At 45.1% G+C, this 11,133-nt stretch carries 15 protein-coding genes; 6 read left to right on the top strand and 9 right to left on the bottom strand.

Translation table 11 applies throughout. The features are described 5' to 3' along the window. Window positions 1-374: 374 nt before the first annotated feature. From A4U59_RS16810 to A4U59_RS16800, 3 genes are all read right to left on the bottom strand, one after another. Window positions 375-605, bottom strand: a complete 231-nt coding sequence (locus tag A4U59_RS16810) for a hypothetical protein (RefSeq protein WP_070121435.1) — start codon at window positions 603-605, stop codon at window positions 375-377. 14 nt (window positions 606-619) lie between these two features. Further along, the gene (locus A4U59_RS16805; RefSeq protein WP_211274962.1) at window positions 620-1,282 is read right to left on the bottom strand and encodes a peroxiredoxin; all 663 of its coding nucleotides are present in this window, start codon (window positions 1,280-1,282) and stop codon (window positions 620-622) included. A 233-nt stretch (window positions 1,283-1,515) separates the two neighbouring features. After that, window positions 1,516-1,797 (bottom strand): hypothetical protein, encoded by a 282-nt coding sequence (locus A4U59_RS16800; protein WP_070121434.1) that lies wholly within the window; start codon window positions 1,795-1,797, stop codon window positions 1,516-1,518. Window positions 1,798-2,065: 268 nt separating this feature from the next. Between A4U59_RS16800 and A4U59_RS16795 the strand changes: the two genes are divergently transcribed. From A4U59_RS16795 to A4U59_RS16785, 4 genes are all read left to right on the top strand, one after another. Further along, complete coding sequence (locus tag A4U59_RS16795) at window positions 2,066-2,776, top strand: class I SAM-dependent methyltransferase (RefSeq protein WP_070121433.1); 711 nt, start codon at window positions 2,066-2,068, stop codon at window positions 2,774-2,776. Between the two features lie 76 nt (window positions 2,777-2,852). After that, complete coding sequence (locus A4U59_RS16790; protein ID WP_070121432.1) at window positions 2,853-3,107, top strand: hypothetical protein; 255 nt, start codon at window positions 2,853-2,855, stop codon at window positions 3,105-3,107. Window positions 3,108-3,198: 91 nt separating this feature from the next. Then, window positions 3,199-3,345, top strand: coding sequence for a hypothetical protein (locus A4U59_RS21890; protein WP_169823996.1), 147 nt, complete (start codon window positions 3,199-3,201; stop codon window positions 3,343-3,345). 85 nt (window positions 3,346-3,430) lie between these two features. Then, on the top strand, window positions 3,431-4,477 hold the full coding sequence (locus A4U59_RS16785) for a class I SAM-dependent methyltransferase (RefSeq protein ID WP_342670203.1): 1,047 nt from the start codon (window positions 3,431-3,433) through the stop codon (window positions 4,475-4,477). Between the two features lie 61 nt (window positions 4,478-4,538). Here A4U59_RS16785 and A4U59_RS16780 read toward each other — a convergent pair whose 3' ends face one another. Beyond that, on the bottom strand, window positions 4,539-4,727 hold the full coding sequence (locus A4U59_RS16780; RefSeq protein WP_070121430.1) for a hypothetical protein: 189 nt from the start codon (window positions 4,725-4,727) through the stop codon (window positions 4,539-4,541). 100 nt (window positions 4,728-4,827) lie between these two features. On the opposite strand from A4U59_RS16780, the gene A4U59_RS16775 reads away from it, so the two are divergent. Continuing rightward, a complete protein-coding gene (locus A4U59_RS16775; protein ID WP_070121429.1) occupies window positions 4,828-5,727 on the top strand; it encodes a LysR family transcriptional regulator in 900 nt (299 codons plus the stop codon). Between the two features lie 69 nt (window positions 5,728-5,796). On the opposite strand, the gene A4U59_RS16770 is transcribed toward A4U59_RS16775, so the two are convergent. Genes A4U59_RS16770 through A4U59_RS16750 form a run of 5 tightly spaced genes read right to left on the bottom strand, consistent with a single transcriptional unit; the run spans window position 5,797 to window position 10,422 of the window. Next, window positions 5,797-7,428: a YncE family protein gene (locus A4U59_RS16770; protein WP_070121428.1), complete on the bottom strand. Its 1,632-nt coding sequence runs from the start codon at window positions 7,426-7,428 to the stop codon at window positions 5,797-5,799. A gap of 31 nt (window positions 7,429-7,459) precedes the next feature. Then, window positions 7,460-8,074: a 4Fe-4S binding protein gene (locus A4U59_RS16765; protein ID WP_070121427.1), complete on the bottom strand. Its 615-nt coding sequence runs from the start codon at window positions 8,072-8,074 to the stop codon at window positions 7,460-7,462. A 13-nt stretch (window positions 8,075-8,087) separates the two neighbouring features. Beyond that, window positions 8,088-8,492: a c-type cytochrome gene (locus A4U59_RS16760; RefSeq protein WP_070121426.1), complete on the bottom strand. Its 405-nt coding sequence runs from the start codon at window positions 8,490-8,492 to the stop codon at window positions 8,088-8,090. Between the two features lie 22 nt (window positions 8,493-8,514). Then, window positions 8,515-9,021 carry a cbb3-type cytochrome c oxidase subunit II gene (locus A4U59_RS16755; protein ID WP_070121425.1) on the bottom strand — a complete coding sequence of 169 codons (507 nt, stop codon included), beginning with the start codon at window positions 9,019-9,021 and terminating at the stop codon, window positions 8,515-8,517. A gap of 27 nt (window positions 9,022-9,048) precedes the next feature. Then, window positions 9,049-10,422: a cbb3-type cytochrome c oxidase subunit I gene (locus A4U59_RS16750; protein WP_070121424.1), complete on the bottom strand. Its 1,374-nt coding sequence runs from the start codon at window positions 10,420-10,422 to the stop codon at window positions 9,049-9,051. Between the two features lie 443 nt (window positions 10,423-10,865). On the opposite strand from A4U59_RS16750, the gene A4U59_RS21455 reads away from it, so the two are divergent. Then, window positions 10,866-11,003 carry a hypothetical protein gene (locus tag A4U59_RS21455; RefSeq protein ID WP_157888212.1) on the top strand — a complete coding sequence of 46 codons (138 nt, stop codon included), beginning with the start codon at window positions 10,866-10,868 and terminating at the stop codon, window positions 11,001-11,003. Window positions 11,004-11,133: the final 130 nt, after the last annotated feature.

Genomic DNA, 11,133 nt, shown 5'->3' with positions numbered 1-11,133 from the left:
CATGTTTCGCGCCGTTCAGCCCGGTTTTCAAGCCATAACTCCTCGGTTTCATGCCGGGTGACGGGCAAGATTCAGGACAGCGGATTTCTTCTTCCACAATATACTGCCTAGTTTGTTGAATAACAGCTATATCCCTTCACCCATAAAACCTCTTAATTCCCTATTCCAAAAAGAAATGAATGCTAAGCACCAGTTTTTTCCGCAGAATGCCTTTTTGAAGTTTGAAGCGCTGAAAGCGTGTCAATTCCTGTTCTGTTGCAAAAAACATCAAAATACAAGTAAAAAAGGACGAAATCATATGCGATTCCGTCCTCGGTCAGCTTGCTGTCTATTTTTTCTCTTTGATTACTGAACCCGTTGCTCTCGCCGGGGTTCTATTTATGCTGATTCAATTTTTCCATTCCCTTTTCAGAAATGAGATATCCGGTTTCCAGCTGGTCAACAACCCCTGATTGCGCCATTTCCCTAACCAGGCTCCTGACTTTGAACATCGGAAGGCCTGCTGATGCTGCAATTTCGTCCGTACTTTTCACTTCATCAGTAAGAACATTCAAAATTTTTCTGGCTGTGCCGGTCAGTGTTCCATCGGCATTTACACAGGCCATCTATTCATCCCCTATCATACGTTCTTCTTGCACAGGTACCAATCGATGCATTCATACCCCTCTGTTTCACGTTCAGCCGCCCCCTCAGTTGTCGTTGCCGGCGGAACGATAACTTTCTCGCCTTCCTGCCAGTTTGCAGGTGTGGCGATAGCATGTTCATCGGTGGTCTGAAGCGCTTTCACAAGACGCAGGATTTCATCCATATTACGGCCTGTTGTAAGCGGATAATAGATGATCGCACGAATTTTCTGATCGGGATCGATCACGAATACAGCCCGCGATGTTTCGGTGCTGCTTTCTTCCGGCATGATCATTCCATATTTGTAGGCTACATCTTTGTTCAAGTCAGCAATGACTGGAAACTCAATCTTCACATCGAAATTTTTCTCGATATTCCTGACCCAGGCGATATGTGAATGGACACTGTCAATACTTAATCCAAGGAGTTCCGTATTCAGCTTGCGCAATTCAGGATAAATGTTTTGAAAAGCGACAAATTCAGTTGTACAGACCGGCGTGAAGTCGGCAGGATGTGAGAACAGGATGAGCCAGCTTCCTTTATAATCTTCCAGGCGGAGCGTTCCGTGGGTTGTCACCGCCTCAAATTGCGGTGCCGGCGAACCGATTCGGGGCAGAGAACGTTCCACGACTGTTTCTTGCTTCATTTCCTCACTCATTTTATCCTCTCCTTTTTTATGTAGCAAATGTTAATCCATTCAAGTTTATTGTACATATAGCGTTTTCATTTTGCCAGCCGGAGACCTCTGCTTCATAGAGAAACTTTAGTGAAAACTTCTGTTGGATTATGTGAAATTACCGCCCTGCGTTTGATTCCCATTGTATATGACGTCATAAAAAAACTCCCCGGTCAACCCAGGGAGGGCACTCAACATGAATATATTTATAAAACCTACTGCGGCCGTCCGGCTGCAGCTGATTTGACGCTGCTTTGAGGTTCATCTCGCTGAAATGGATTTTTTTTATAATATAGCCTGTTCAGCACGAAAATGAGTAAAAGATTGGCTGCAAACAAAAGTGACATCACATGGTCGATCTCAAACAGGCCAATTTTTTCAAACATCGGGCTAAATACGGTGAGAATCCTGATTTCCGCCCACCATAACACAGCATTTCCCGCCAGGAAAATGACACTTATTCGTAAAAAAGTCATCAATACACCAAAAATCGTCATAATTCGCGCCTCCCTCCCTTCTGATTTTACCATTTCCATTACATGCCTTTCATTACATATTTTTGACAATTTCCAGATTTAATGTCTAACGAATCAGCTTCTAAGCAGCTAAAGATTCATGCCCTTGCAAACAAGTTTATTCAATTTGCATGAATTCATTCATTTCCAATTTGTTTCTGCGGCATGCAATCATTTACTTGTCCACAAGTCCCATTAACGACAGCTGCTGCATAAAATGCGGTACCCGAACCAATTGGAGCTGAAAAGCATGACCATGTACCCTTATCTTGAATGCCTGGCAGCCCTCGGTGTCGCAGATGCACATCCGGGCGGCTTTCCACTCACTAAAAAGTTAATAGAACAGCATACCGATTACTTTGCAGGAAAAGAGATACTTGATGCAGGCTGTGGAACTGGCAGAACTGCAGCTTACCTGGCAGATCATTCAGATACTCTCGTTACTGCCGTCGATGCCCATCCCTTGATGATCAAGAAAGCGAAAGCCCGGTTCCCGGAAGAAAAACCGAATATGACAATCCTGCAAGCAGATATAACTGCTTTGCCTTTTACCAATGCTTCATTTGATGCCATTCTGTCTGAATCTGTTGTCATCTTTACTGACATACGGGCATCACTGGATGAATTCACCAGAGTTCTGAAACCCGGCGGCAAACTTATCCTGAATGAAATGACCTCTGAAGCAGCACTGCCTGAACAGTTGATGGAACAAATGACTTCCCTTTACGGAATATCCAGCATTCCTACAGCGGATGCCTGGATCAAGCACCTTGAGTCCTTAGACTTCAAGAACGTAAAGGCAAGTAAACCGGATTTCCCAGTTTCCGGAACCCCTAGAGAATTCATGCCTGAATTCGATCTTTCAGCAGATCATTTCAAGACACTTAAGGAACATGAAAAGATGCTTGATTCAACAAAACAATTGATAGGCTGGAACATATATATCGGTACAAAACGGTAAACAATGGTCAGAAGTACAATCCATCTTCCTTATTCAGCAATACACTGAAATGTAAGCTGATTAAGGAGGTTTTATAATGAGCACACGTTATTACGACCTGTGCCGGCGCTACCGCGGTCAGGTTGTCGATATCAGGTCTCGGGATGGCCGCAAGTACCGCGGCAAGATTGTCAATGTAGACCGCCAGTATGTCTACTTGCAGCCTGACGGAGGACGTGGCCGCCGCGGTTTCGGCTATGGATTTTACGGCGGTCCGTTCTTTTTTGGCCCGCAGCGCATTGCCCTGGCAGCCATTGCCGGAATCGCAATCGCCGGCCTGTTCTTCTGGTAATTCGATATGCTGAAGGCGCCGTTCAGCGTCGTACGCATAAGCGGGTCACCCGAAGGACGGCGGATTTTCCTTCCGGAGGGAATCGCCGCTTATGTGGATTGCCGCTGGCGACTGCAGCTGGACAACGAAACGGGGCCTGCTTAGGGGAGATGCTTCAGGGGTCAACGGCTCCAAATCCGCAAATGAACAACTTTCTTATCTTAAAAAGCATGACGCAAATCCGCGCCATGCTTTTTAAATTTTCTGATTATTAATTGACGGTGAAGCTTTCATTGTGACATACTTTAATCACAGTGAATCCATTATTTGTTATATAGGAGGTGGTGAGCCTGGCATTACGTACTGAACCATCCATGCATCCTTTCCACGAAGAGCACTTGCATCATACATCACTGACACCCAGCTATCGCAATGACTTGCGGAACCCCGATAATGTGGACAAGTTCATAACTGCAAACCCCGTGCATGACTGGTCACAATTAAACTGGAAAAAGATCGGTAAACCGGTACAGGTTAAAAAACTCGCAAAAGAACGCTTGGATTGGGAACAAGAGCACCAGGAACCAATGCCCGTAAAAACGTCCTGGGAATTTTTCAACCGTTCTTTTCACAGTTGGTTCATTAAGGATGTTCCGGCTGAACTTAACAGCAATATGAAAGCGCTGTCAAAATCTGCAGCAACGTTCAAGCTGCAGGAGATCAAACATGTGCTTGGGAGCGTTGTCCGATTATCTCTCTGGAATTATGCACACAGAATTGAAGACGGTATCTGGGATCCTCGCGGAAAACGGGCCTTGTTCGAGGGGCTGGATGTAAAAAAACCGCGCATCCTGTTTTTGGGGGCCGCTGAAGGTTATGAAGCCATGCAGCTTTCTGCCATGTATCCCGGCGGTGAAGCGGTACTGGTAGATTATGATGCATTTTGCAGGACGGACCGTTTCGGTCATTTCCCTTCAAGCTACCCGTTCCTGGGGGCCAATCCGGCTACCGGCGGCCCGAAAGTCTGGTATAAAGACCAGATGAATATTGAATATGTAGTTGATGACATCCGCAATTTAAAATATGGCAAAGAGTTTGATATCGTATTAAGCGTCGGTTTACTCGAACATGTTCCTGATGAGTATAAATCTGAAATTATTGATTTCCATCGGCGTTTCGTAAAGCCTGGAGGTTATATCATCATGACGACACCGCGCAACCAGTTCAAGTCGAGACTTTACTACACAATTATGGCTGATGTGATGAATCATACGTACAGAGAATTGATGGATATCAGGCAAATGGGGCTTTATTGCTATGAAAACGGACTGGATATCATTCGGCATGGTTTCATTAAAGTTCACAACGGCATCGTGGCTCAAGTCAGATAACACTGGAATGGCACAAGCCAAAAAAGGCTTGCAGTCAAACGACTGCAAGCCGATTAAATTATCATTTTTTGAGATTGTATCGGATTCCCAATACCGTGAAAAGCGTTGCTGCAGAAAGGACACCAATCGCCAGGAACTCAAACGGGATATCTCTTTCAGCTATCGAAGTGTCTCTTGTAAAATAGACAAGTCCGAATACAGCTAAAGAGATCAGAACACTCAATACGCCTACCAGCCATTTTGGCATCATATCATTTACCACTCCTTTTTTATCAATTTGTCAATATTAGGTGAAACAAAGCCGGAAAATATAGTATACTTGCACAATATCAAACTTGGAGGAAAATCATATGAATACAGTACACCTAGATACCTTCCTGGCAGTTGCACGGACAAAAAGCTTTTCAAAAGCGGCAAAGCTTCTGAATATGTCCCAGCCTTCTGTCAGCCACCATATTCAAACGCTTGAAACCGATTTTGACGTCAGGCTGTTTAAACGGGAACCGCGCAAAGTTGAATTAACCGAGCATGGCAAAATCCTGCTTCGGCATTCTGAAGAATTGCTTGGTTACATAGACAAGCTGGCAGTTTCCATGAAAAATGCCAAACAGCCGGATATTTTAAGGATTGGCTGCAGCAATACAATCGGTGAAGCTGTCATATCAGATCTTTTAAATGAATTTTATTCTGGATCAGCCTTTTCACCCGAACAGCTGCGGCTTAAGGTCGGCACTTCAAACGAAATCGCAGATTCATTATATAATGAAGAAATTGATATCGCTTTAGTTGAAGGAAAGGAAGATAAATATCCATTCTACGTTGAGCCATTCGATGAGGATGAAGTAGTCCTGGTTGCATCGCCGGCTTATGAATTTGTTTATGATGGATTCTTTGCCCCTTCCTGCCTAAAGAAAGCGACCTGGCTGATCAGGGAACATGGCTGTTCATTAAGACAAGCGGCGTCAGGCTATTGGGAGTCCCATAATCTGACACCCGCATCCCTGATGGAATTCAACAATAATCAATTAATCATCGAATCTGTAAAAAAAGGGTTCGGAATCGCCGCTGTCTCCCAGAAAGCATGCGGGAAAGAAATTGAAAAAGGCGAACTTGTCATCGTCCCTACCAAACAAATAATAAAAAGACCTTTCTTTATCATGAGACGGGACGCCGGATTCCCAAATAGTCTCGCCCGGCTTTTTTGGGAGCAGCTGGTAACAACAGAAGAAAAGGGGCAGGCGCCTGCATAGCCTGCCTTTTTTTTTTGAGGTGGCCTGGAAGCTCATTCGTTTCACCACTTCAGACCTCCCGTAAATGCGTTACTTCTTTTCCTTATCCTCTGTTTGTTCTTCCGGCTGTTCTGCCTTATTGTTTCCCTTGCCTTCACTCAATTCCTCCATCAACTGCGTTTGAATCTCGAGACTCTTATGCTGATTTGATTTCAAGTATTCAACAATCAGCTTCTTGCTTTCGTCGGTCATTTGGGCTCCGTTTCCCTGCATGCGGTCAACTGTTGCTGACCACTGATCACCCTTATTATTGTTCCTCATGATCCGACCGATGTCATGGCATTGCAGACATGTGCCAAGGAACGCTTCTTCGCGCTCATCCCTGGGTTCAGGAATAACAAGCGTTGAAGCTTTTTCAACGGTTTCCGCCACTCCTTCGTTGTTGTTGCGGAATTCTTCCAATTTTTCTTCTGATACATCAGTATATAACGCTATTCCATTAGGATTCAATCCCACAAGATAGGTCTCCCGGAAATCCTTGCGTTTTGTCATATCGACCTTTGTAACTTTCTTTTCTCCCCAGTTCGTGCCGAACATTGTTTTTCCATCCGGCGCCCAATACAGCCAGTGGATATTTTGAACGCCCCAGATTTTCCGGGTGATGCGAAAATGATCATCAGGATCGATGACTGTCAAAAAACCGGCGCCATTTTGTGATGTATACCAGAGTCCATCCGGACCGAGGTATGGGATGTTCGTCCCCCCGCCTGTTTCAATCGTATCAACAAGCGTCCATCTTTCCGTATCGACAATTGAGGTTGAACCGTCAGAACGGTTTCCTGTCGCTAAATAATTGCTTTCACCCATAAAAGAGACATTTACCGGACCTGGAATATCACCGATCTTTTCGATTAATTTATCCGTTTTTGTGTCATAGACCGCCACTTCATTATCAAGCGTATTCGACACAGCTACATACTTTCCGTCGTTCGACATGTCGAGCCCTGAGCCGGTTCCTTTTCCGTAATCGGATTTCGTCCGTTCAAGGTGCCTTACTTTATTCGTATCAAGATCGACTACAGCAATAAACGGACTAGCCTGGTTGCTCACATAAAGTTTCTTGCCATCAGGTGTTACCGCCAAATCACGAGGGCGCTCTCCCACTCCTTCAATCACTTCGATAAACTCCGCTTTATTGGCGTCGATTTTAGCAACTGCTCCTGCTGAGTTCAATGCGACAAAGGCATATTTTCCATCATGGGAAAATGCGAGATGCAGCGGTCCCGGTTTTTCACCCATTCCCGGAAATGTGATTTCTTTCGCCTCAAGAGTCTCCATATCAATCGCCAGAACGCTTGAACCGTAACGCTGGGTCGCAAATGCCCATGTCTGTTCCTTGTTCATATGGATATGGTGAGGTGTGCCTTCTCCCTGAATGTACTTGACAGGTTCACCTGTTTCCAGGTCGGTAATGGTTATGCCTTCACTTACTTCATTGGCGGTAAGCATGAGACCCGATCCGTCCCAATCAGGATCCACCATGGAATTACCGTTTGGCTGGTCCTTCCACCAGTTCGTTGAATAATCGGGGTCGATTTCAAAGTCTATCTGCGTCGGTTGTGATACTGACACCTCTTTTGTACGTTCAGCTGCAGAACAGGAGGTAAGCACAAGAGCCAAGACGACAGCTGCAGCACCTTTTTTCAAAAGTCTTTTCTTCATCTTTTCCACCTGCTTTCTGTCCTTCTGCCCATTATTTCATCCAGCCTGCCACTAAAAATACGAACAAAACGATTGTCGTACCCCATGTAATCCATACACCGGGGTTCCGGATCGGCTTCATTTTCCGGTCGATGCCAGAAACGCCCTGGGCCAGTCCGTATGGGCAAACTTTACAAAATGAATTTCTCGCCTTATATGTCATCCCGATATAAATGAACCACAATGACAACACAAGCCAGAAGTATTTGTTTGGCTCAATGTTCGCGAGCGACGCAATAATGACGGATGGATCATAAAAGAAACTGACCGTGGAGACGGCCATAAAAAGACTCGCCGCAATGCTTAGTAAAATCGTAAAAGCTTTGCCAGGTGTTCCGAATTTAAGTTCTATCTGATTCAAAGCATAGCTGATCGTATTATGCGGGCACACAAATTTACAGAAAAACCGCTTCCATACCATCGCCATCCCAATGAAACCTGCGATCAGCATCAGCAAGAACAGGAAAAATAAATAGCTGGCGGTATAACCGAGTTCATATCCGAATAAATAAAAACGATTCGCATCAATATCCACCCTGAAACCGTTCCAATACGGCAACGTCAGAATTAAAAAGTAAGTGAATAACCGGATAATAAATCCTTTCAATGATCTCCCCTCCTTATTTGTATGTTTTTAGAAACGCCAAAATTTGGTCGACCTCTTTTTCGTTGTACCTGTCGCCAAGCGCCGGCATCGTGTTCCGTCCATTTTCGAGAATATGGCGGATCTCGTCATCTTTTAATCGGTCCGTTACACCTTCGAGTACAGGGGCTGCGCCGGTGGCATGGCAGTTCATGCAAGTTCCCTCAACAATTTGTTGCCCTTTTTGGGCGGAAGCTTCGCTGGTCTCTGACACGACCAGTTTCCCCGGTGCAAAGACTGCATAACCGATTGCCCAAACGCCGAGCACGATATATACTACGAGCAGAAATCTTGGGAGTTTTTTATGGCCGACACGGATGCCGGACACTTCTTCTTCATGCCCCCTGTCTTTTTCTTCAAGATGTTTTTCTTTACCGTCCATGATTCACACCTGCCCTCCTATGTTATTTGCTGCTTGCCACTCGTTCTTCGGTCGGTTTCAGACTCATTAGGTAAGCTACCAGGTCATCCAGTTCCTGTTCAGTCAAAAAATCATAAGACGGCATAATTGAACCAGGGCTGGTTGACTGCGGGTCCAGCAAGTGCTGGCGCTGCCATTCCTCATTGTATTTCATACCGACCCACATCAAGTCAGGACCGGTGCGGTTTGACCCGAGCAAGTGCGGCAGGTCATATTTATAGTCGCCGCCTTTTGTTACAGGGCCAAGATCCTGGTTCAGGTCAGCTTCAACCGAACGGACAAATTGCGTATGGCATGTCATACAGCCGTTCTCAATATAAATCTCCCTGCCTCTCGCTTCCGGGGAATTCTCCTGATAATTCCGCAGCTCTCCACTTGGGGTAGCAACATTCAGCGAATCATCGAAAAGCGGTAAAATGACTGTTCCCAGTACACCGAAAGCAAACAGGATAAATGCTACGATCAATACGCCAGAAGGCTTTTTTTCCAACACGTTCCCCTCCCTTTCTGCTCTTTCTTATGCTGTGACAGCATCGTCTTTCGTGGATGGCAAATTCATTTTTCTTTTGTTTTTAAAGGTTACATAGATGTTATATCCGAATGCAAACTGCCCAAGAAGCATCATTGTTCCACCCAATGCACGCCCGATCACAAGCGGCTCGACCATCAGCACAGTTTCAAGGAACGGCACTCCTTCAATCCAGGCAAAGCCTTGAATGAGACCTGCAGTCCACAGAGAGAATGAAAAGATTAAAAAGCCGATTGTCGAGAACCAGAAATGGGCTTCCATCAAACGATTGCTCCAGATCTTCTGATTGATAATCCTTGGAATAATATAATAAATGGCTGCAAACGAAGTGAATGAAAAGGCTCCGAATGGACCCATGTGTGCATGTCCAACCGTCCAGTGCGTGAATTTGATGACACTGCTTACTGAAGGCAATGCCTGAAGCGGCCCCTGGATGCAGGCCCAAAGGTAAAAAATGCTTCCTGCTACGACAAATTTGAGCGGAACATCGGTTCTTACCTTATGCCATGCTCCTCGCATGGTGCCCCAGAAGTTTGCAAGAACGGCCCAAACAGGGATCAGCAGCAAAATGGACGGAATGATTCCTGCTTTTGACACCCACGAAGGGATCGGTCCATTCATCAAATGATGCGGGCCATTCCACACATAGAATGTGGCGATTGTCCAGAAGCCGATCATTGATAATTGGTGGCTGTACAACGGCTTGCCGGTCAGCTTTGGAAGCAGGTAATAGATCTGTCCGACACCGACTGTCGTCATCCAGAGGCCGATGGCATTATGACCGAGGAACCAGCCCATCAATCCCTGCTGGACGCCATTTGGAATCCACTGTGGCGGCAAGTTGCCGACGATCCATGTCAGCGGCAGCCAGAGCAAAGAACCGAGGAAATACCAGAGACTGACATACAGCACTTTCTCCTGCCGGTTCCCCACTGTTTTGAATAAGTTGTATGCAACAAGCCCAATTACGATTAAGAGCTGCACATCAACCCAAAGAGGGAACTCCCCGTATTCAATGACAGATGTCTGCCCGAACAGCAATGCAAAGAAACCTTGAAGTATTACGATGTTGTACAACAAACATGTGAAGTTACCCAGCTTTTCGCTGTACACATTCGTTTTGGCGAGTTTTGGTATCATATAGAACATCGAACCGACATAAGCCATTGACAGCCATGCATAAATGACCAGCATGACATGGGCTGACCTGATATGGCCGTAGGTTGTCCAGCGGTTATTGAGAAGATCGGGGTCAATCTGCTTCGTTGCTGTCAGAAGACCGAGGCTCATGCCGATCAATATCCAAACAACAGCGGAGATTAGCCAGTACTTCGCAGCGCTGTACTTTTCGTTAATAAACATTTCTTCTTCCCCCATTTCTTTTTCACAGAAATTTAATGATTATTTCACATAAATTTCACATTTCTTATATTATTAATCTTACAAACAGTCACTCTGTAAATAAAATTTAATTTCCCTATAGATAAATAGAGAAATTTTATCGGTCCATAAAAAAAAGCGATGCACGCCGGTGCACCGCTTATTCTGAATCCTTATTCTTCTTTTTGCGGAAGAGATCCAGAAGTATGACAATTAAAAAAGGTATCATCATGTAATATAATAACTCTGAGATAAAACCCAGGCTGCTGTGCATCCTGTCTTCCCTCCCATCTCGTCAGCAATTGCAATCATTGTACACAAAGCACCCTGTAATTTGCAAGTGATATTTTTCAAGATTAGGAATGTTGACAAAACTTTAATTCTATTAGTACGATGTTAGAAAATAGCAAAAGGAGATGAATCATATGACTACAGCCGCATGGATACTAGTTGCCGTCATGGCTTCCTTCAGCACGTCCGCTGTCCTGGTCTGGTTCTGGGGCAAAAAGAACGGCCTTTATGATGAAAATATAAAATACCGGATGCTCGAAGACAACGATTGATTCCGCAACCAAAGTGTGACCGCATTTTTACATGACCACACATCTATGTAAAAATGGTTGCTGTTTTACTAAGGGTAAGCTTCCCGCTTTATACGGGGCGGACACTGAGTTCATCACAACTGCTCATGGT

Origin of the sequence: Bacillus marinisedimentorum (genome assembly GCF_001644195.2) — a bacterium.
Taxonomy (GTDB): domain Bacteria; phylum Bacillota; class Bacilli; order Bacillales; family Bacillaceae_O; genus Bacillus_BL; species Bacillus_BL marinisedimentorum.
This window is presented reverse-complemented; position numbering and strand designations above follow the sequence as displayed.